24 protein-coding genes and 1 other RNA gene are annotated in these 20,866 nt (G+C 39.9%); 17 read left to right on the top strand and 8 right to left on the bottom strand.

The window, feature by feature from the left end:
* Positions 1 to 2 precede the first annotated feature (2 nt).
* Positions 3 to 971, bottom strand: a complete 969-nt coding sequence (locus NRL14_RS05310; protein WP_306724158.1) for a calcium/sodium antiporter — start codon at positions 969 to 971, stop codon at positions 3 to 5.
* Between the two features lie 268 nt (positions 972 to 1,239).
* On the opposite strand from NRL14_RS05310, the gene NRL14_RS05305 reads away from it, so the two are divergent.
* Genes NRL14_RS05305 through murA form a run of 7 tightly spaced genes read left to right on the top strand, consistent with a single transcriptional unit; the run spans position 1,240 to position 5,905 of the window.
* Positions 1,240 to 2,055, top strand: coding sequence for an ATP-binding cassette domain-containing protein (locus NRL14_RS05305; RefSeq protein WP_033015593.1), 816 nt, complete (start codon positions 1,240 to 1,242; stop codon positions 2,053 to 2,055).
* Positions 2,055 to 2,834 carry a lipid asymmetry maintenance ABC transporter permease subunit MlaE gene (mlaE, locus tag NRL14_RS05300; RefSeq protein ID WP_007378308.1) on the top strand — a complete coding sequence of 260 codons (780 nt, stop codon included), beginning with the start codon at positions 2,055 to 2,057 and terminating at the stop codon, positions 2,832 to 2,834. Before NRL14_RS05305 ends, mlaE begins: the two co-directional genes overlap by 1 nt.
* Positions 2,835 to 2,847: 13 nt before the next feature.
* Complete coding sequence (gene mlaD, locus NRL14_RS05295; RefSeq protein ID WP_007378309.1) at positions 2,848 to 3,396, top strand: outer membrane lipid asymmetry maintenance protein MlaD; 549 nt, start codon at positions 2,848 to 2,850, stop codon at positions 3,394 to 3,396.
* A 5-nt stretch (positions 3,397 to 3,401) separates the two neighbouring features.
* Complete coding sequence (locus NRL14_RS05290; RefSeq protein ID WP_007378310.1) at positions 3,402 to 4,082, top strand: phospholipid-binding protein MlaC; 681 nt, start codon at positions 3,402 to 3,404, stop codon at positions 4,080 to 4,082.
* The gene (locus NRL14_RS05285) at positions 4,075 to 4,368 is read left to right on the top strand and encodes a lipid asymmetry maintenance protein MlaB (RefSeq protein WP_007378311.1); all 294 of its coding nucleotides are present in this window, start codon (positions 4,075 to 4,077) and stop codon (positions 4,366 to 4,368) included. Before NRL14_RS05290 ends, NRL14_RS05285 begins: the two co-directional genes overlap by 8 nt.
* A gap of 5 nt (positions 4,369 to 4,373) precedes the next feature.
* Positions 4,374 to 4,631, top strand: coding sequence for a BolA family protein (locus NRL14_RS05280; protein WP_007378312.1), 258 nt, complete (start codon positions 4,374 to 4,376; stop codon positions 4,629 to 4,631).
* Positions 4,632 to 4,645: 14 nt separating this feature from the next.
* Positions 4,646 to 5,905 carry a UDP-N-acetylglucosamine 1-carboxyvinyltransferase gene (murA, locus tag NRL14_RS05275; RefSeq protein ID WP_007378313.1) on the top strand — a complete coding sequence of 420 codons (1,260 nt, stop codon included), beginning with the start codon at positions 4,646 to 4,648 and terminating at the stop codon, positions 5,903 to 5,905.
* Between the two features lie 57 nt (positions 5,906 to 5,962).
* On the opposite strand, the gene NRL14_RS05270 is transcribed toward murA, so the two are convergent.
* The 3 genes from NRL14_RS05270 to NRL14_RS05260 all read right to left on the bottom strand — a co-directional run bounded on the left by NRL14_RS05270 (position 5,963) and on the right by NRL14_RS05260 (position 9,075).
* A complete protein-coding gene (locus NRL14_RS05270) occupies positions 5,963 to 7,045 on the bottom strand; it encodes a trypsin-like peptidase domain-containing protein (protein ID WP_007378314.1) in 1,083 nt (360 codons plus the stop codon).
* A 100-nt stretch (positions 7,046 to 7,145) separates the two neighbouring features.
* Positions 7,146 to 8,498 carry a Do family serine endopeptidase gene (locus NRL14_RS05265; protein ID WP_007378315.1) on the bottom strand — a complete coding sequence of 451 codons (1,353 nt, stop codon included), beginning with the start codon at positions 8,496 to 8,498 and terminating at the stop codon, positions 7,146 to 7,148.
* A gap of 133 nt (positions 8,499 to 8,631) precedes the next feature.
* Complete coding sequence (locus NRL14_RS05260) at positions 8,632 to 9,075, bottom strand: YhcB family protein (RefSeq protein ID WP_007378316.1); 444 nt, start codon at positions 9,073 to 9,075, stop codon at positions 8,632 to 8,634.
* Between the two features lie 134 nt (positions 9,076 to 9,209).
* Between NRL14_RS05260 and zapE the strand changes: the two genes are divergently transcribed.
* From zapE to NRL14_RS05220, 8 genes are all read left to right on the top strand, one after another.
* On the top strand, positions 9,210 to 10,298 hold the full coding sequence (gene zapE, locus NRL14_RS05255) for a cell division protein ZapE (protein WP_007378317.1): 1,089 nt from the start codon (positions 9,210 to 9,212) through the stop codon (positions 10,296 to 10,298).
* A 286-nt stretch (positions 10,299 to 10,584) separates the two neighbouring features.
* Entirely contained in the window at positions 10,585 to 11,013 is a 429-nt protein-coding gene (gene rplM, locus NRL14_RS05250; protein ID WP_007378318.1) for a 50S ribosomal protein L13, read from the top strand.
* 8 nt (positions 11,014 to 11,021) lie between these two features.
* Positions 11,022 to 11,414, top strand: coding sequence for a 30S ribosomal protein S9 (gene rpsI, locus NRL14_RS05245; RefSeq protein WP_086007041.1), 393 nt, complete (start codon positions 11,022 to 11,024; stop codon positions 11,412 to 11,414).
* Between the two features lie 582 nt (positions 11,415 to 11,996).
* Complete coding sequence (petA, locus tag NRL14_RS05240) at positions 11,997 to 12,587, top strand: ubiquinol-cytochrome c reductase iron-sulfur subunit (RefSeq protein ID WP_007378319.1); 591 nt, start codon at positions 11,997 to 11,999, stop codon at positions 12,585 to 12,587.
* Complete coding sequence (locus tag NRL14_RS05235) at positions 12,587 to 13,852, top strand: cytochrome b N-terminal domain-containing protein (protein ID WP_007378320.1); 1,266 nt, start codon at positions 12,587 to 12,589, stop codon at positions 13,850 to 13,852. Before petA ends, NRL14_RS05235 begins: the two co-directional genes overlap by 1 nt.
* A complete protein-coding gene (locus tag NRL14_RS05230; protein ID WP_008135840.1) occupies positions 13,849 to 14,598 on the top strand; it encodes a cytochrome c1 in 750 nt (249 codons plus the stop codon). Before NRL14_RS05235 ends, NRL14_RS05230 begins: the two co-directional genes overlap by 4 nt.
* 79 nt (positions 14,599 to 14,677) lie before the next feature.
* On the top strand, positions 14,678 to 15,304 hold the full coding sequence (sspA, locus tag NRL14_RS05225) for a stringent starvation protein SspA (RefSeq protein WP_007378322.1): 627 nt from the start codon (positions 14,678 to 14,680) through the stop codon (positions 15,302 to 15,304).
* Positions 15,304 to 15,741: a ClpXP protease specificity-enhancing factor gene (locus NRL14_RS05220; RefSeq protein WP_007378323.1), complete on the top strand. Its 438-nt coding sequence runs from the start codon at positions 15,304 to 15,306 to the stop codon at positions 15,739 to 15,741. The genes sspA and NRL14_RS05220 overlap by 1 nt, the downstream gene beginning before the upstream one ends.
* A gap of 98 nt (positions 15,742 to 15,839) precedes the next feature.
* Here the strand turns inward: NRL14_RS05220 and dolP are convergent, their stop codons facing one another.
* Genes dolP through NRL14_RS05200 form a run of 4 tightly spaced genes read right to left on the bottom strand, consistent with a single transcriptional unit; the run spans position 15,840 to position 19,312 of the window.
* Positions 15,840 to 16,406, bottom strand: coding sequence for a division/outer membrane stress-associated lipid-binding lipoprotein (dolP, locus tag NRL14_RS05215; protein WP_008134588.1), 567 nt, complete (start codon positions 16,404 to 16,406; stop codon positions 15,840 to 15,842).
* Positions 16,399 to 16,992, bottom strand: coding sequence for an SIS domain-containing protein (locus NRL14_RS05210; protein ID WP_007379077.1), 594 nt, complete (start codon positions 16,990 to 16,992; stop codon positions 16,399 to 16,401). The genes dolP and NRL14_RS05210 overlap by 8 nt, the downstream gene beginning before the upstream one ends.
* A 60-nt stretch (positions 16,993 to 17,052) precedes the next feature.
* Positions 17,053 to 17,424, bottom strand: a complete 372-nt coding sequence (locus NRL14_RS05205; RefSeq protein WP_007379078.1) for a YraN family protein — start codon at positions 17,422 to 17,424, stop codon at positions 17,053 to 17,055.
* Between the two features lie 10 nt (positions 17,425 to 17,434).
* A complete protein-coding gene (locus NRL14_RS05200) occupies positions 17,435 to 19,312 on the bottom strand; it encodes a penicillin-binding protein activator (protein ID WP_306724157.1) in 1,878 nt (625 codons plus the stop codon).
* Positions 19,313 to 19,373: 61 nt separating this feature from the next.
* Between NRL14_RS05200 and rsmI the strand changes: the two genes are divergently transcribed.
* Positions 19,374 to 20,231 carry a 16S rRNA (cytidine(1402)-2'-O)-methyltransferase gene (gene rsmI / locus NRL14_RS05195; RefSeq protein ID WP_306724156.1) on the top strand — a complete coding sequence of 286 codons (858 nt, stop codon included), beginning with the start codon at positions 19,374 to 19,376 and terminating at the stop codon, positions 20,229 to 20,231.
* Between the two features lie 41 nt (positions 20,232 to 20,272).
* Positions 20,273 to 20,652, top strand: an RNA gene (rnpB, locus tag NRL14_RS05190) — RNase P RNA component class A.
* Positions 20,653 to 20,866: the final 214 nt, after the last annotated feature.

The raw sequence follows: 20,866 nt of genomic DNA, 5'->3' as shown, positions 1-20,866 counted from the left end.
ATTTACCCTACTTGACTAAAAATATACCCTTGGTAGCCCAAAAATGCGATAAGCAATAAGCCACCTTCCACTCTATTGATGCGTTGGGTGCCTCTAAAGTTCAATGACATGATGATAAGAGCAAATGTTGCACCAATCATAATGAGTATATCTCGACTCGCTACTGACGGATCGATAATGGATGGATTAATAATACCTGCGAGCGGTAACACAGCCAATATATTAAAAATGTTTGAACCAACAATATTGCCTAGAGCTAAATCATCTTCATTTTTTAATACACCGGCAATTGAAGCTGCAAGCTCCGGTAAGCTCGTGCCAATGGCAATAATAGTTAAGCCAATGACTAGATCGCTTAGGCCAAAGTATTTAGCTATGTCGACTGCGGAACCAATTAAAAAATGTGAGCTAACAGGGAGCAGAACCATGCCAATAACTAACCAAAATACCGCTTTTTTAGTTGGTACATCGTTAGGTACGTCGTCACAGGCTTCTGTTATAAATGGGTCATCTTGGTTTTTTGCGCGCAGTGAAATAATAATCAAACCGCCTATAAACACGATAAAGCCAATAAGTAAGGCGATACCTTCGGCTAATGAAAAATAATTGTCTGAAAAAATATACCAGGTAGCGAATGATATCAGCAAGACCAGTGGCATTTCGCGTTTTAATGTACTTGAAGATACAGACAGAGGTCTAAATAACGCTGTAATACCTAACACAAATAGAATGTTTGTTATGTTTGAACCGACAGCGTTACCAACTGCAGTATCTGTTTTATTTGCGAGCGCTGCAGAAGCGGAAACCATCATCTCTGGGGCTGACGAACCCATTGCCACAACAGTTAAGCCTACAATTAGGGTTGGTACGCCAAAGTTTTTTGCAAGTGCCGCTGCGCCATAAACAAACCTGTCTGCACTCCAAACAAGAGCCGCAAAACCAAGAATTAAAATAACAAACGAGGTAACCATTATATTAAGCCAGTTATTCAAAATACAGATGGCGCGAATAGTAACAAAAGCAAAGGTGAAAGTATAAATAAAAGAGTCAGGTCAACTCTAATTACAATAACTTGTTGAATAATATTTTAAGGCGCTTATATCAGCACCTTAAGCTGCAGTTAAGCCGTTATAAACGAGTCTTATACTCCTTTTTGCAAGTGTATTACAAAATCTTACGAATTGTTTTTTCCATCTTGGTTAAAAAAGCTTTAAAATAGGTGCACTAGTGAACATTGTTATGGAGAGCGACTTGTCGCAATCAATAGTAGAAGTCAAGGATGTTAGCTTTTCGAGAGGCGATAGAAGCATATATAAAAATATGAGCTTTAGCGTTCCTAAAGGTAAAATCACTGCGATTATGGGGCCAAGCGGAATTGGTAAAACGACCATGTTGCGTTTAATTGGCGGTCAACTTAAGCCTGACTCCGGTGATATTTTATTTGAAGGTGGTAGTATCCCAAATATGTCGCGCAAAGAACTCTACGAAGCGCGAACTAAAATGAGCATGTTATTTCAAAGTGGTGCGTTGTTTACTGATATGTCGGTATTCGATAATATAGCGTTCCCAATTAGGGAGCACACTGAGTTGAGTGAAGACCTAATTCGGTTGGTTGTGCTAATGAAATTGCAAGCTGTTGGGCTACGCGGGGCGAAAGATTTAATGCCTTCTGAATTATCGGGAGGTATGGCTAGGCGCGCAGCTCTGGCACGTGCTATTGCGCTCGACCCTGAACTTATAATGTACGATGAACCATTTGCAGGCCAAGATCCTATTTCTATGGGGGTGTTGGTTAAATTAATTAAGTCACTCAACGAAGTGCTTGGTTTATCTTCTTTAATTGTAACCCATGATGTTAACGAGGTAATGAGTATTGCTGACCACGTTATTATTATCGCTGATCAGGGTGTAATTGGTTGTGGAACACCTGACGAAATGCGCAATCATGAGTCTCCTTTAGTGCAACAGTTTTTAAAAGGTTTGTCTGATGGTCCCGTGCCTTTTCATTTTCCAGCTCAAACATATGCAGATGAGTTGCTTGGAGAAAAAGCATAATGTTGGATTTATTTCAAAAATTAGGGCATAAGACGCTAGGTCGTTTTGCGGCTCTGGGTCGCTCAACTTATATGCTTTTTGGCGCACTTGTAAATGTACCTAACTTTAAAAAGGGTACACCTTTACTTATTCGTCAGCTCTACATGGTGGGTTCGCAATCTTTGCTCATTATTATGGTGTCAGGTTTATTTATCGGTATGGTCTTGGCATTACAAGGCTATACGGTATTAGTTGGATATGGTGCAGAGGATAGTTTAGGGCCATTAGTGGCATTAAGTTTATTACGAGAACTCGGGCCTGTTGTTACAGCGTTATTATTTGCAGGGCGAGCGGGCAGTGCGCTTACTGCAGAAATTGGCTTAATGAAAGCAACAGAACAGTTATCATCATTGGAAATGATGGCAATTGATCCACTAAAACGAATTATTGCACCGCGCTTTTGGGCAGGCTTTATAAGTATGCCGTTACTAGCGGTGATATTTTCAGCAGTGGCAATTATTGGTGCTCATTTAGTCGGAGTTGATTGGCTTGGTGTTGATACGGGTAGCTTTTGGTCAATTATGCAATCACAAGTATCATTTCAGCAAGACATACTAAACGGTATTATTAAGAGCTTTGTATTCGCCATTGTGGTGACTTGGATAGCACTTTATAAAGGGTATGACTGTGTGCCGACCTCTGAAGGGATCAGTAAAGCAACCACCGAAACGGTTGTTCATTCGTCATTGGCGGTTTTAGGGTTTGACTTTATTTTGACAGCGGTAATGTTTACCAGCTAATAGGGTATAGATAATGAATTCACGGAAATTAGAAATTTTAGTTGGTTTTTTTGTGGCGTTAGGAATTTTAGCGTTTGCTATGCTTGCGCTTAAAGTCGCCAATTCAGGTATTAGCGGCTCAGGCGAGACGTACACACTTAATGCTAAATTTGAAAACATAGGGTCATTAAAGGCACGTGCACCAGTAAAAGTGGGCGGAGTCGTTATTGGTCGAGTAGAGTCAATTTATGTTCATCCACAGGAGTTCTTGCCAGTGGTTAATATGACCATTGATGCACAGTATTTATGTCGTTTTTCAGACACGAGCTCAATCTCAATTTTAACATCGGGTATTTTAGGTGAGCAGTACCTAGGTATCCACCCTGTTATTTCTCCTAATTCAGCAGAGCAACGCTGTTTAGGTCAAGCCGTAACCGAAAATAAGCAAGACGAAGCAATTGATGATTTATTTGGTGTAGATAGTAAAGCGTTAGGTGACGGTGATTCAATCACTGATACTAAGTCTGCCATTGTACTTGAAGAGTTAATTGGGCAGTTTTTATTCAACCAAGGTAGTGAGTAATTATTATGTTGAAAAAGTTTCTAGCTATTGTAGCAATTAGCACAATGACGCTAACTCAAAGCGTAAGTGCTGCAGATGTTAAACTGAATGATCCAAACAAAATGGTGCGTCAAGTAGCGGACAATACGTTTGCACGTATCAAAAAAGATCAGCCATTAATCATTAAAAATCAAGAGCATCTTCGTGTCATTGTTGAAGAAGAATTAATGCCTTATATTGACTACAAATATGCAGCACTTCGCGTGTTAGGTAGTGAAGTATCTAAAGTACGAGCAATTACAGATGAAGCTGAAAAAGCCCAAGCGATTAAAGATATTCAGCGCTTTATTGGTGTATTTAGAGAATATTTAGTTGCCACTTACGCTGGTGTATTTACACAATATACAAATCAAAAAGTTGAGTTTGGTGCTGAGCAACCATTTAAAGGTAAAGATGTCGTTGTTGTTAAAACTAAAATTCTTGAAGATGGCAAACCTGATATCAGAATAGACTTTAAAGTTCGTGAAGATCGCGATGGTGAATGGCGAGCTTACGATATGATTGCTGAAGGTATTAGTTTATTAGACGCCAAACAAAGCGAACTACAAGGTATTTTACGTCAGCAAGGTATTGACAATGTAAGCAACCTTTTAGAGCAAAAGAGTAAGTTACCTGTTCAATTTAGAGGCAGTAGCTCGAATGACTAAATTGGCAATTAGCCAAGTTGATGAACAGCAGTTTCGAGTAAGTGGTGAACTTACTCGAAATTCCATTAGTAATGAACGGCTTTTGAACGATAAGTTAATAACTAAGCATAAAACCACTTATTTTGACCTTAGTGAGGTATCAAGGGTTGACACAGCGGGCTTAGCTTGGTTAATTCACTCTTTTGCAGAATTTAAGCAGCAAGGCATTCGTCTTGAATTGCAAAATCCACCTGAACAATTGCAAAATTTAATGCAGTTGGGTCAAGTTACAACCCTATTTGAGTGAGAGTTATGGAAACTAGCCAAGTCGAAACATTATTACGCGATGAACTTCAATTAGCTGAAGTGCATGTAAAAGCTAATGGTAGTCATTATGAAGTAATTGCAGTTGGTGAATGCTTTGACGGTTTAAGCCGTGTTAAAAAGCAACAGCTAGTTTATGGTCCGTTGATGAATACAATTTCAGATGGCACAATTCACGCAGTTTCTATTCGCGCTTTCACTCCAACAGAGTGGAAACGTGAACAAAAATTTATTTTACCGCAATAAGTAAGGCCTCCTAAATGGATCAATTTGTAATTCAAGGTGGCACTTCACTTGCTGGTGAAGTTACTATTTCTGGTGCTAAAAACGCAGCGCTTCCTATTTTGTTTGCTGCTTTACTTGCTGATGGTAAAAGTACATTTACTAATGTTCCACGTTTACGTGACATTGTTACCACCGAGGCACTATTAAAAACTTTAGGTGCAGATGTTAATTGGCAAGGCGACACACTTATTATTGATGGCGCAACGGTAAATCAGACGCTTGCCCCTTACGAGCTCGTTAAACAAATGCGTGCTTCTGTGCTTGCACTAGGCCCTTTAGTGGCACGCTTTGGTGAAGCTCAGGTTTCATTACCAGGTGGTTGTGCTATTGGTGCTCGTCCTGTTGATATCCATATTCAAGGTTTAGAGCGCTTAGGCGCACAAATAAGCGTGGAAAATGGTTATATTAATGCAAAGGTAAATGGTCGCTTAAAAGGCGCTGAAATCTTTATGGAGATGGTTAGTGTTGGTGCTACTGAAAATTTACTGATGGCAGCAGCGCTTGCTGATGGAAAAACCATACTTGATAATGCCGCGCGTGAGCCTGAAATTATCGATTTAGCTAATTGTTTAATTGCAATGGGGGCTAAAATTACTGGAGCAGGTACTAGCCGTATCGAAGTGGAGGGTGTTGAGCGCTTGGCGGGTTGTGAGCATAGTATTTTGCCAGATAGAATTGAAACAGGTACATTTTTAGTGGCGGCTGCAATGGCTGGCGGTGAGGTACTTTGTAAGAATACTGATTTTCATTCACTTGAACCTGTGATTGAAAAGCTGCGTGCAACGAATGCATTGCTTGAGGTGCATGATGACAGTATTTACTTAGATATGCGTGGCCGAGAGCTTAAAGCTGTTAATATTAAAACCGCTCCACACCCAGGTTTTCCTACTGATATGCAAGCTCAATTTACAGCATTGAATGTTGTGGCAAATGGCAGTGCAACGATTACAGAAACGATTTTTGAAAACCGTTTTATGCATGTGCCTGAGTTACAGCGCATGGGTGCTAATATTCGTCTTGAGGGCAACACGGCTATTTGTGGTGAAACCAAAAGCCTAAGCGGTGCGCAAGTTATGGCAACTGACTTACGTGCTTCAGCGAGTCTAATTTTAACAGGTATAGTCGCGCAAGGTGAAACCGTTGTTGACCGTATTTATCACGTTGACAGAGGGTATCAGCGCATTGAAGATAAGCTCAGTGCATTAGGTGCTAATATTAAACGTAGAAGCAGTTAAAAGCGCCTAATATATGTAGGTCGGATATGTAAATACACACCGACCTACAATTAGTAGTTATAGTTTTGTTTCAAGCTCTGCGACCATCACCATGATTTTTTCTATTTTGCCATTTCGATAAAGCTCAAACTCTATTTCTTTCCCAGGTTCTGTATTGCCTATTTTTTCAAGTACTTTTTGCGGATTTGCTACGGAAAGCCCTGCAATTTTAATAACGATATCTTGTTCTTCAATACCTGCTTGCCAAGCTGGGCCTAAGGGATCTAAGTTCGTAATTCGCATACCTGAAACAGGAGTTAGGCTATCGTTAACTTCTTTACCTGTGCTGTCTACTGCGGTGCCTTCAAAACCAAGGTAGCCTCTAACTACACGACCATGTCGAATCAATTTTCCCATTACTTTTTTAGCAAGTGAATACGGCACAGCAAAAAATATTCCCTGTATGTTTAAATTTTCACGCGTTTTAAATTGAGCTGAAGTGATACCAACTAAATCACCGTTAGAATTAACTAATGCGCCCCCTGAATTTCCTACATTAATAGCGGCATCCATTTGTAATAAGTTATTATAAGGGCTGTCTGTGATTTTTTGCTTACCAGTAGCGCTAATAATACCTTGGGTAATTGTCTGTCCTAAATTAAGTGGGTTACCTATGGCTAGTACTACATCTCCTACACTCGACGTATAGCTATCGCTTATAGGAATAACGGGAAGGTGGTCTGCGTTTATTTTAAGTAATGCAAGATCAGTAATCGTATCAAAGCCGATTAGTTGGACATCAAAAAAGCGCCTGCCGTCTGTCAGAATAACCATAATTTGATCTGCATTATTCACTACATGATAGTTAGTAAGAATGTAGCCATCTTGCGACATAATCACACCAGAGCCTAATTCTTGTACGGTATTTTGTCTTTTATAACGAGGCTCTTTCGAAATGCTCTCAGAAAAAATAGTCACTACGGAGGGAGCTGCACGTTTAACAGCATCTGAGAAACTTAAATGGCTAGTACTCATTGCACTCGCAAGAGGTACGTTCGGTAATAGAGAAGCTCGCATATTAGGGCTGAAAAAAACCACTAAAAAAGCAATGCTAAGCCCTGCAAATAATGGCGGGAGAATAAATTTTATTAGTTTCAGCACGGGATTCTTATTATAAGGAAGTAATTTCTTTATGATGGCATAAAAAAAATAACAGCGGCAAGTGCCGCTGTTACTTTTATTTCATTTATAGCAATATTTATTACTGAATTAAGATAAATATAGATTCACGGCCACGTTTCACGCCAAGCACTATATTGCCTTTTGTGTCATCGATGATCTTATTCATATCACGAATTGTTTCTACGCGTTGACGGTTTACCTGCATTATAATGTCACCCTCTTCAAGACCAACACGGGCTGAAGGTGAACGAGGATCTACAGAGGTAACTTCAATACCTTTATTACTATTTTTTTGCACGTTTTCAAGCGTAGCACCTTGAAAAGCAGGGTGTAGCTCTTCCCCTGTTGCCGTAACACCTGATGCACCATCGAGTGTAACTTTAACTGTTTTAATTTTTCCGTCACGATAAATGCCGAGCTTGATTTCTCTACCTTCACCCAAGGTTGCTATTTTGCTTCGTAATTCATGGAAGCCGCTAATATCACCGCCATTAATACTTACAATAACATCACCGGCTTTGATTCCTGCTTTACTTGCAGCGGTGTCATCCATTACTTGCATAACGTAGGCACCTTGTTTGACGTCAAGTTGCTGTGCTTTAGCTAGGCCTGCATCAAGTGGGCGCCCAGAAATACCAAGTGAGCCACGACGTACTTCACCGTGTTCAATAATTTGATCTACTAGGTTTTTCATCATGTTAGACGGGATAGCAAAACCAATACCAACATTACCGCCTGAAGCCCCTAAAATAGCAGTGTTAATACCTATTAATTCACCATTTAAGTTAACTAAAGCACCACCAGAGTTGCCTTGGTTAATCGCTGCGTCGGTTTGAATGAAATCTTCGTAGCCTTCAATGTTTAAACCACTGCGACCAAGTGCACTCACAATCCCTGATGTAACAGTATGGCTAAGGCCAAACGGATTACCGATAGCAACGGCAAAGTCACCCACGCGCAAATTATCTGAGTTTGCTAGTTTTACTTCAGTTAAATCATCAGCGTCGATTTGTAAAAGCGCAATGTCGGATTCTTTATCAGTCCCAATTTTAATCGCTTCAAACTCACGGCCGTCTTCAAGAGTAACAACCATTTTTTCGGCATCTTGAATCACATGGTTATTAGTTACTACATAACCTTCATCAGCATTAATAATAACGCCAGAGCCTAAACCGCTAAATTGACGTTTTTGGCTTCGGGGCTGTTGCTGTCCGAAAAAGTATTCAAGTGGATCCGCACGGCGACGCACTTCTTTTGAGCCTGAAACTTGAATGCTTACAACGCCTGGAGTAATTTTTTCGAGCATTGGGGCAAGTGTTGGCAACTGCTGGCCATTTACGGCAACCGGTATTTTTGCATAAGACGCTACCGGGCTTAATAAAAGGCTAGTAGAAAGAATAGCTGCGCTGATAAGTGATAATTTCATTTTCATAGTCTGGGTTTACTCCACTTCGAGAAAAGCAAAAAATTGAAAAGGGCTGCATAAGCAGCCCTTTTTAATTTATCAGTAAGATAAAACAACAAAGCTGTTATATCTAAAGACTATGGGGTTAAAAAAAAGTTCATCAAGATGCTTTAGAATGTTCTGAAACTTTATTTTGTCCTGCAAATAAACCTGATTCGCCTGAAACATAATCAGCAGGTTGTGCTTTTGCTGATGAGCGATCGCATCGGCGCTCTTTTATCGATGCTTGTAATTGCTCAGTAGTTTCTTTTGAAAAGAAAGGTTCAGCTGGTGTTTGCTTCCGATCCTCTAGCAGCAGTTGATTGGTTTCTTCAACATGGCTAAGTAGTTGATCGTAATTCTCTTTCATTTTATTTACAAGCTTGCCTGTACTCGCTAAATGATCGGCTACATCTTGACGATATTGCTCTAACGCATTGTTAGCTTGCTCTGCCTGTTTTTCCAACTCATCCTGTTTAAATTGTTTTTTAGTGACAAATGCACCAATAAAAAAAGCTATAACAGCAACAATAACAATTAAACCTACCCACGTGACTGTGCCCATAAATCTACCCCTTTGGGAAAATAACTAACGAATGCTTGATTCAATTATAAATCATACTAAGTGTAATATACCCCGAGTATTGATGCGTGTTAATATGCTTTGCAAATTAAACTGCATTTTAACTGTAAATAGATATGACTCCTTGGCAAACATACCAACAAGATTTGAAACGAGATGACTTTGTACATGATGTAGCACAAGAAAATGCAGTGCGCCATTTACAGCGTTTATATGACGATTTAACCCAGAACAAAATAAAATCAAAAAGCTTTTTTGCCAAGCTTTTTAATAAAGATGAGCCAGCGCCTATAAAAGGTTTATATTTCTGGGGAGGAGTAGGGCGTGGTAAAACTTATTTAGTTGATACTTTTTATGAAGCCCTACCAGGCACGCGGAAGATGCGCGTACATTTTCATCGTTTTATGCATCGCGTACACGATGAACTTAAAAAGCTAAACAATACTGTAAACCCATTAGAAAAAGTCGCGGATATTTTAAAAGCTGAAACAGACATAATTTGCTTTGATGAATTTTTTGTTCAAGACATTACAGATGCCATGCTGTTAGGTGGTTTAATGGAGGCATTATTTGCACGCGGTATTGTACTTGTTGCAACGTCAAATATAGTACCTGATGATCTTTATAGAAACGGTTTACAACGTGCGCGTTTTGTACCAGCTATTGAGTTGGTTAAACTCAATACAGAAATAGTAAATGTAGACTCAGGTGTCGATTACCGATTACGTACGCTAGAACAAGCCGAAATTTTTCATAGCCCGCTTGACGAACAAGCAGATAAAAACCTATTTGATTACTTCGATAAACTTTCCTCAGAGCCTGGCCAATTAGATGAGCCTATAGAGATAGAAGGGCGTTTAATCAAAACGCGCAAAGTAGCTAAATGTGTTGTGATGTTTGAGTTTAGTGAATTGTGCGAAACAGCGCGAAGCCAAGTCGATTACATGGAGATTAGTCGCCTATACAATACGGTTATTATTTCTAACGTGAAACAGCTTGGGCAAACTAACGATGATGCTGCAAGGCGCTTTATTGCTTTAGTTGATGAATTTTATGAGCGCCACGTAACTTTAATAATTTCAGCTGAGAAGCCGATCACCGACCTTTATACTCAAGGTAACCTTAATTTTGAATTTAAGCGTTGTATAAGCCGTTTGCAAGAAATGCAGTCTTTAGAGTATTTAGCTAAAGAGCATTTAGTTTAAAGTAAGTAGGCAAATGTGTAATAGGCCAACGCTTAAAAACAAGAGGTACATATATAGTACTTCTTATTTCTAAAATTTCTTGTGGAAAAAACAACCGGCGAGTAGCAATGTGTTTTAAGTGCTGGTATACTCCCGCGTCTGCCACGTTGCGTTCTATGCCATCATATAGTCTAGCCACTTGTGAGCGGCGCAAAAGTCTAAAACTCGAAGGGGTTGTAGCAAACTTAGAGCAGTAGTTAATATTAACTACTTGTGGTTTTAATTGAAAAACATTGGATTTTTATAAATGAAAACGTTTGTTGCTAAACCAGAAACAGTAAAACGTGACTGGTACGTAGTTGACGCTGAAGGTAAAACTTTAGGTCGCATCGCTACTGAAATCGCTCATCGCCTACGCGGTAAGCATAAAGTTGAATATACACCGCACGTAGATACTGGTGATTATATCATCGTTATCAACGCTGAAAAAGTTACTGTAACTGGTAACAAATTCAAAAACAAAGTGTACTATTCACACTCTGGTTTTCCAGGTGGTCTTAAGTCTACTACTTTTGATAAACTTCAAGCTGCAAAGCCTGAAATGATCATCGAGAAGGCTGTTAAGGGCATGTTGCCACGTGGTCCTTTAGGCCGCGCTATGTACCGTAAACTTAAAGTTTACACAGGTACTGAGCACAACCATGCTGCACAACAGCCTCAGGTTCTAGACATTTAAGGAGCACCATCATGGCAAATCAATACTACGGTACAGGTCGTCGTAAAAGTTCAAGTGCTCGCGTATTCTTACGCCCAGGCACTGGTAACATCGTAATCAACAAGCGCTCTTTAGAAGAGTACTTTGGTCGCGAAACAGCACGCATGGTTGTTCATCAAGCTCTTGAGCTAGTTGATATGACTGAAAAATTTGATCTTTTCATCACCGTTTCTGGTGGTGGTACAACTGGTCAAGCTGGTGCTATCCGTCACGGTATTACTCGTGCACTTATGGAGTTTGACGAGTCATTACGTCCACAACTTCGTAAAGCAGGTTTCGTTACTCGTGATGCACGTAAAGTTGAACGTAAGAAAGTGGGTCTTAAGAAAGCGCGTAAGCGTCCACAGTTCTCAAAACGTTAATCTATACGTTATCAAAAATTCAAAACCCAGCTTATGCTGGGTTTTTTGTTTTTAAAAATAGTAATTCCAACAATGAAAGATATGCCTAAATTGACTCGTTATCGTGCCTAGGCTTAATAATTACAGTTACTTGTATTGATCAAACTCCTCAATAACAGCGTATTTAATAAACGAAAGTTAAAAAATACTCAGATAGCTGCAAAAAAGTTAAATAATTATCGTAATTAGTTTAAATCCATCAGTTAATTGGTGGAATTTTTTGCTACAATTGGCATGGAAGTAAAACGATCGAGTTTTACGACACTACGCACCGTTTTAGAGTTTTCGCTTAGTGAAGTTGATCTTGGTCAGTACATAGTTTTTACAGAAACGATATTATGACTATTCGGCCCTATACTCAAACTGGCTTACTGAACCCTAGGTGAAGTAGGGTGTGTTAGAGCATGAGGCTGTGAATAACCTTGTTTTAATCAAGGGTTTTAATTATGATCGTTTCTATTTTAAAAATTTCGAATAATTAACCTGCTGTAACTGATGTTCTCAATATAGCAAGTGTTGAGAATCGTAAGTGGAGATAAGTGGATGAGCAATGCGCCTGTAGACAATGGCCGACGTCGCTTTTTAACCATAGCTACCTCTGTTGTTGGTGGTGTTGGTGCGGCTGGGGCTGCTGTTCCTTTTATTGCGTCTTGGAATCCAAGTGAGCGAGCTAAATCTGCGGGTGCGCCTGTGGAAGTAGATATCAGCAAACTTGAGCCGGGACAATTAATACGTGTCGAGTGGCGTGGTAAACCTGTATGGGTTGTATCACGTACCCCAAAAATGCTTGAGCAGATGAAAGAACATGAAGGTCAACTTCGTGATCCACAATCGCAAGAGCCACAACAATTAGAATCATCAACAAATGATTACCGTTCATTACGCCCAGAAATATTTTTGGCTGTAGGTATTTGTACGCATTTAGGGTGTTCTCCTGGCTTTTTACAAGGTAACTTTGGCGAAAAAGTAGAAGGGACTGACGATGGTTTCTACTGCCCATGCCACGGTTCTAAATTTGATATGGCTGGCCGAGTTTTTCAATCGGTACCTGCACCATTAAACTTAGAAATACCACCTTATACTTTTCTAGATGAAACCACTATTTTAGTGGGCGAAGAAAGAGGGGTAGTCTAATGTTTGGTAAGATTATTGGTTGGATAGACGACCGAATCCCAATGACACGTGTTTGGAATATGCACATTGCACAGTATCCAGCACCTAAAAACTTTAACTTCTGGTACTTTTTTGGCTCACTAGCCATGCTGGTACTAGTAAACCAAATTCTTACAGGTATTTGGTTAACGATGAACTTTGTGCCATCTGCTGAGGGCGCATTCGCCTCGGTTGAATACATCATGCGAGATGTAGAATATGGCTGGTTATTGCGTTACTTGCACTCAACAGGTGCTTCAGCGTTTTTCATCGTTGTATATATGCATATGTTCCGTGGCATGATCTACGGTTCTTACCAAAAGCCACGTGAATTACTGTGGTTATTCGGTATGTTTATTTTCTTGGCATTAATGGCTGAAGCGTTCATGGGGTACTTATTACCTTGGGGTCAAATGTCATTTTGGGGTGCGCAGGTAATCATTTCTCTATTCGGTGCAATTCCGGTTATTGGTGATGACTTAACACTTTGGATCCGTGGCGACTACGTAATATCGGGTGCAACGCTTAACCGCTTCTTTGCATTACATGTAATTGCACTCCCACTGGTTATCGTAATCTTAGTTTTCTTACACATTGTTGCATTGCATGAAGTGGGTTCAAATAACCCCGAAGGTATTGAAATTAAGCGTAAGAAAGGCTCTGTAGCTGAAGAAGATAAACCTAAATTTAAATTTCATGAGTATTACACTGACAAAAAAGATATTGTTGATGCAATACCGTTCCACCCTTACTACACAGTTAAAGATATTGTGGGTGTGGTTGGTTTCTTAATATTGTTCTGTTGGGTTGTGTTTTTTATGCCTGCGATGAATGGCTTCTTTTTAGAAGGTCCAAACTTCGAAGCAGCTAACCCTCTTAAAACACCAGAGCACATTTTCCCAGTTTGGTACTTTACGCCATTCTATGCAATCTTACGTGCAATCCCTGATAAGTTAATCGGTGTTGCGGCAATGGGTGCATCGATTGTAGTACTTGCATTACTACCTTGGGTAGACCGTGGTAGAGTTAAATCGGTTCGTTACCGTTGTGGTTTCCATAAATGGAACATTGCAGGTTTTGTTGTTACTTTCGTTCTTTTAGGTTGGGTGGGTGCAACTCCACAAACAGACCTTAAGACGATAATTTCTCAAATCTGTACTGTGACTTACTTTATGTTCTTCGTACTGTTGTTTGTATACAGTAAGAACGAAAAAACTAAGCCATTGCCAGAGAGGTTAACGAAATGATGAAAAAGCTTATTATTGGTTTATTTGCTTTATCAGTAAACTTGTTGCCGAACATGGTTATGGCAGCGGGTCCATCGGTTCCTTTAATGGAAGCGAATAACGACCTTACTGATCAACCATCTCTACAGCGCGGTGCAAAGTTGTTCATGAACTACTGTCTTGGTTGTCACCAAATGCAGTATCAACGTTATGAACGTACTTTTCGCGATATTGGTATCCCAACAGAGGTTGGTTTAGAACAATTGATTTTTGACGGTTCTAAAGTCGGTAGCCATATTACTAACGCGATTACAAAAGATGATGCAGCAAAATGGTTTGGCGCGGCTCCGCCGGATTTAACGCTAATTGCTCGTGTAAAATCACCAGATTATATTTACACGTACTTAAAATCGTTTTATAAAGATGAATCTCGCCCGTTTGGTGTAAATAACATTGTTTTCCCATCTGTTGGTATGCCTCATGTTCTTCAAGAGCTGCAAGGTTTGCCAACGCCAATTACTGAAGAAGTAGAAGAGCATGGTCACACTGTGACTAAAGTTATTGCTACTGAAACAGATGGTACGGGTGAACTAAGCGTAGATGAATACGACCAAGCAGCTCGTGATTTAACGAACTTCCTTGAGTACGTGGGTGAACCTTCACGTCTTGAGTCGGAAGCATTAGGTATTAAGGTAATCGGATTTTTAATTATCCTGTTTATCTTGGCATTTATGCTTAAGAAAGAATACTGGAGAGATGTTCATTAAGTTTGAACATATTTAAAGGTAATTTTGCAATAGGGGCTTAAGCCCCTATTGCTGTTTTAGTGATTTAATGGAGGTAGGCATGGCCGTAGCTGCCAATAAGCGCCCTGTAATGACCCTTTTTTCTGGGGCTAACTGTATGTATAGCCACCAAGTACGAATTGTACTTGCGGAAAAAGGTGTAAGTGTAGATATTCATTTGGCTGAAAAAGATAACCTGCCAGAAGCACTTCACGAAATTAACCCTTACGGTACAGTGCCAACACTGATTGACCGTGAGCTTGGTTTATATCAGGCAAATATCATCATGGAATACCTTGATGAACGTTTTCCTCATCCTCCACTAATGCCTGTATACCCGGTAATGCGTGGTCGTAGCCGTTTAATGATGCACCGTATTGATACAGATTGGTACAGCCTAGCTGAAAAAATCATCAATAACGCATCTGATGCAGCTCAAGCTCGTAAAGAGTTAACAGAAGCATTACTAGCTGTAGCACCTATCTTTAGTGAAGCTCCTTACTTTATGAGTGAAGAGTTTAGCTTAGTGGATTGTTACTTAGCTCCACTACTGTGGCGTTTACCAGAGTTTGGTATTGAGCTTAATGGTGCTGGTTCTAAAGAGCTTAAAGAATACATGATCCGTTTATTTGAACGTGAGTCATTCCAAGCTTCTTTAACTGAAGCTGAGCGTGAGATTCGTTTATAATGACGCCTAATCGTCCTTATTTATTACGTGCTTTTTTTGATTGGATAGTTGATAACGAATGCACGCCACATTTAGTGGTAGACGCTGGGTTTGCTAATGTACAAGTGCCTACACAGTTTGTTCAAGACGGACAAATTGTTTTAAACATAAGTCCATCAGCAGTCACACAGTTTTCGTTAGACCTAACCCAACTTAGCTTTAACGCGCGCTTTGGTGGTCAGCCAATGCAAGTGTATGTGCCCTTAGGTGCAGTGCTGGCAATATATGCACGTGAAAATGGTGAAGGTACGGTCTTTACAGCAGACGAGTTTTTAGGGGACGAAGACGACTTTGCTCCAGAGCTTGAAAGTGTTGACTCATCAGCTGAATTTATTGATGAAGCACCACCAGAAAAGCCTGAAAAGAAAAAAGGCTCTCATTTACGTGTTATTAAATAATACATAAATGCCAAAAAAAACCGCTTATTAAGCGGTTTTTTTATGCCTGATACAAAAGCGAGCCGGTGTATGTAATTAGGCTATCTATCATTTTACAACTACATATATTCAAAAACTTTTATTACGCGTTCAACGCCTGATACATTACGTGCAATGTTTACTGCTTGATTAGATTCAGACTCAGAGACTAATCCCATTAAAAATACTTCACCGTTCTCAGTAACTACCTTAATATTATTGCTACTAATATTCTTTGCAGTGAGTAGCTGCGCTTTTACTTTTGAGGTTAACCATGAGTCGTGGGTTTGTGTGGTGATACCAATATTTGATCCAATACGGATTTGATTATGAATTTTACGAATACCAGCAACGTCTTCAATTGTACGTTGAGCTTCACCTTTCATTTCTTGATTTGCGACTTGACCAACTAATAAAACGATACCGTTTACGCTTACTGCATTGATATTAGCAAATTTCTCAAGGCGCTCTACCTCACTCAAGGCAATGCTGGCTTTTATCTCAATATTGTTATCATCAATTTGTGAGCCAATAGTGCGGCGATCGTTCGCTGCTGTTACTGCACTAGCTGTACCTGCAACAATAGCGGCCGCACAGCCTTGCAATAATACAACAGTACTTAAAACAATAAGGGAGCGTTTAAACATAGTTTTCATCCTGTGGAAAGAGGGTTAAATCAACAAGTTCGCTTAAACAGTGTAAGTTAACTAAATGCGATTCGATAATACGGCTAGGGCGCTTAGAAGGGGTTCTAATTTCAACGTCATTAGGGCCAAGTAAGCCAACTAATTCCCCTCCATCATCACCGACCATCACGATTACTTTCATATCTTTAGTAAGTGCAGCCTCTACAGCAGAAATAATATGTTTTTCGTTACCGTTTATAGCAAGTGCAAGAAGTAAATCCCCTTGCTGGGCAAAAGCACGAACTTGTCGCGCAAATGTATCGTGATCATCGCCTTGGTTATTTTGACCTAAATTTATATTTTCTTGAGACAAAGCTATCGCGGGGAGACACGGCCGCTCAGTTTCATAATGGTTAACAAGTACACCCGCAATATGTTGGGCTAGCATATGGCAATTTGCAGTGCCGCAACAAATGAGTTTATTACCGTTTATTAAGCTTTGTGCAATGGTAAATGCTGCTGATTCAAGTGCACTGGGTAATACTTCACCTGCAGCGATTTGTACTTGAATGCTCTCTGTAAAAATTTCTTTAATTGTATCTTGCATAGCCTACCAATAATTTATACTTAATCTTTATATGAACTTAAGCCTATATTGCCTAAGTATTTAAAATACGTTTTTAAGCCAGTTAATTTTGGGAGATGATTCTCCTGTAATGGCTACATAATCAATTCTAAGCGCTTCATTTGTTAAGTTTTTAGCGGCTAAGTAATGATAAATACTGCGTTTTAGTCTTGCCTGCTTCTGCGGGCTTAATGCATAATTAGCGCCGCCGCGCGCATTGTTTTTGCGAAATTTAACTTCTACAAAAACAAGGGTGTCACCTTCTTTCATAATGACATCAAGCTCACCAAAGGGGCAGTAATAATTACGCTCAATGGGGGTTAATCCCTGAGATACTAAATATTTTTGCGCTTGGAGCTCATAATACTGACCTTTTTCACGGCTATTTTGCCACAGCTCTTTAAACCACGACATGTCGCCCCCTTTAATTACTTGTTTGTATTGTATTTGCTGATTGCATAAATAGTGGTATTGGGCGCTGCGTTTTTAACTGCACAGGTTTTATACGACGATTAGAATACTGCGCCCAATTTAATGTTCGCTCTATGTGCCCATTGCTGTTTATAGATAACTTACCGCTTAAACCACTAAATTCGTTGCCAGGCACAATACTTAATTGCCTTATTTCTGGAAGTACTAATATTGCATCATACGCCATAGCAAATAAACGTTGGCTTATATCAACTTGTTCAGGCCATAAAGTGTCATATTGTGCTCGCAAGGTATGTAGTTTAACTTGTGAGTTAAGCATCCATGGGAGCTCAGTAAAATATAGCCCTTCTAGATCACCTTTATCTGTACGGTCAATTTGTTTGCTATGACTTTTAGAGCTGGCATAAAGTGGGATACGATCAGCAAATGTACTTACATTTACATCAAGGTAAGGTTTAATTAAACGGGTTTCTATTGCATCACCTAAAATGTAAATAACATCTATGTCACTACGCGATCGCGTTTCGTTCTCTACTTCTTGTTTAAAAAGTGCTTTTACAGTTTTTATACGCTCTTTAGACTTATCAACTTCTAGTAAGCTGGTAATTGTATTAGGCATGTCTTTTTTATCATTATACAGGCCAATCTGAGGTTTGGTTTCACTGTAGCGTTGCCACTGTAAATTAAAGTAGTCAATTAAACGTTGGCCATTTACATTATTAGGTGCAAGCAACATTGGTTTTTGGTAGCCCATGGCTAAAAAGTGTTCTAAAGCTTGTTCTACTTCGTGTTCAGGACTCAGTGCAAAGAAGTAATGCTGCAATGAAATACGCTCACCATCAAAGGTATTTAAATGCAGAGCCGGTATATTTATCAAGGTATTAGCTGCTGTAAGTTTATCAATATTGGCTTTTAACAAAGGTCCAACAACAAAGTCGGGGTTTATTTCCTCAATTTTAGCTGCAAGTTCTTCAGTGTTTAGGTTTTCATCTAGAAACAGAGTTTCACTAATGTTTTGTTTATCAAGCGCAGCTAGAACACCGGCTTTGAGTGCATCGCCTAATCGCTCATTTGGGCCTGATTGTGGGAGCAGTATAACCAAACGTTCTATATTTATAGGGGAAAACTCTGTAAACAATTCATCTTGTTTAGGTAATACCGTTACCGCTGGGTGTCCAACATAGCGGCGTCGCCAGTTATTGATTGCTTGATCTAACTCAACACCGCTGCTTGTATATACTTGATGATATAAGGCAAGGTTAGCCCAACCTTGTTGAATTACTGAACCTCGGTTAAAGCGCTCTAATGCATAAGATGACAGTTTTTTTAAGTTATCCCACAAGTTTTGATTAAGCTGTGGGATCTCAATATTATTCTTAGCTGCTGTCTCAGATGCCCTAAAGAAATAAGGGGCCGCTTTTTTAGGAAAATTTTGTGATGCGTAAATACTGGCAGTTAAAAACTGATGCCATGCAAAGTGCTCGGGTTGGGTTAGTTGCCCGTCTAGCGATTGTAGAATAACCAAGGCTTGAGCATTTTTATCCTGTTTTTTTTGCGCAAACGCAATATAAAGACGGTTTTGAATTTGATCAACACTGGCTGTTAATTCAAGGTCGCTACCTATTTTTTCTAGTAGCGGCCAGTTTTGCTCTGTAATAGCTTCATCTCTTGCGCTATACAACAATTGTATTTTATCAGCCCCTTGACGATTTTGAGCCAATTGATAGATAGATTGTGCGCTGGTAGCTTGATTTTTTAATACATTTGCACTGTTACTGAAGTTATCACTGTTTTTAGTTGGTTTTTCGGTTGTGCTGCACGCCGATAACCCTGACAATATAATTAATAGACTAACTAGTTTAAGTCGCACAATGATTTCCCAATACGTTAACGCGATTTGCTTATATTACTGACTGACGCAGGAGACCTCAATGTTAAATGAGGAGAATTCACAGAAAATTGGCACTCTTTACATTGTAGCCACCCCAATTGGCAATTATGACGACTTAAGTCATCGTGCAATCGCGACATTATCGCAAGTTGACTTAATAGCTGCTGAAGATACTCGCCATACCGGCAAGCTACTTAGCCACTTTGGTATCAAGGCTAAAACATTCGCATTACACGACCACAACGAAAAGCAAAAAGCACAACAAATTATTGATCAACTTAATCAAGGTTTAAATATTGCTTTAGTATCTGACGCTGGTACACCACTAATTAGTGATCCAGGCTACGCGGTTGTAAACTTATGCCGTGAGCAAGGCGCGCATGTGACACCTATACCTGGTGCGTGTGCAGCTATTACCGCTGTATGTTGTTCAGGCTTACCAACCGACCGCTTTCAGTTTTTAGGCTTTACGCCAGCTAAAAGCAAAGCTCGGCAAGACTTTTTTACCGAAGCTGTTAACTCAGGTATCACCAGTATAATGTACGAAAGTACGCACCGTATTATGGCAAGCCTTGATGATTTAGCACTAGCACTTGGCGACGATCAACACATTGTGTTTGCTAAAGAGCTAACCAAAACCTTTGAAACATTTTTTAATGGTAGTGTAAGTGAGCTTAAACAGTTTTTAACAGATGATCCTACCAAGCAGCGCGGCGAAATAGTGCTGATGCTTGCGGGCAAACCAAAGCAAATAGACGATGTTCCGCCTGAAGCGCGCAAAATGCTGGCACTTCTTGAGAGTGAAATGCCAATGAAAAAAGCCTGTGGCGTTGTTGCTGAATACTTTGGAATGAAGAAAAACGCTTTATACAAAACAATTATTGAAGAAAAAGAGTAAATTTTACTGCGCTTGGTATTAGCCTCATGTATACTGCGCGCCGAGTCAGCCAAGATGATCGCTGCCTGTGACGAAAATGATCAGGGGGAGGAAAGTCCGGGCTCCATAGGGCAGAGTGCCAGCTAACGGCTGGGGGGCGTGAGCCCACGACAAGTGCAGCAGAGAGGAGACCGCCAATCTTCGGGTTGGTAAGGGTGAAAGGGTGCGGTAAGAGCGCACCGGGCCGCTAGTAATAGTCGGTTGCAAGGTAAACTCCACTCGGAGCAAGACCAAATAGGGTTCTATCATTTTAAATAATGAACGCGTGGCCCACGTGAGAACCGGGTAGGTTGCTTGAGCCATAGAGCGATTTATGGCCTAGACGAATGATTATCACTTTCTTCGGAAAGGACAAAACCCGGCTTACCGGCTGACTCACTCATTCAATAAAAAAGCCCGCAGTTAACGCTGCGGGCTTTTTTGTGCTTAAAAATTAAGATAAGTCACTTTTTTCAGCCGTATGCTCATGGCAATTGGTAGAATTTCAATAAAAAGTAATAACTTGGCTGTGAGAAATAATGATGTATGAAGTCAAGATTTGATAATCATATAGAAAGTTCCTCGAGTTTTTCGATACAGTTGTGTTGACCAAAACA

Origin of the sequence: Pseudoalteromonas sp. 20-92 (assembly GCF_030847595.1) — a bacterium.
GTDB classification, from domain to species: Bacteria; Pseudomonadota; Gammaproteobacteria; order Enterobacterales; family Alteromonadaceae; genus Pseudoalteromonas; species Pseudoalteromonas fuliginea.
Note: the sequence above shows the minus strand (reverse complement) of the source record. Positions and strands in the feature narration are given on the sequence as shown.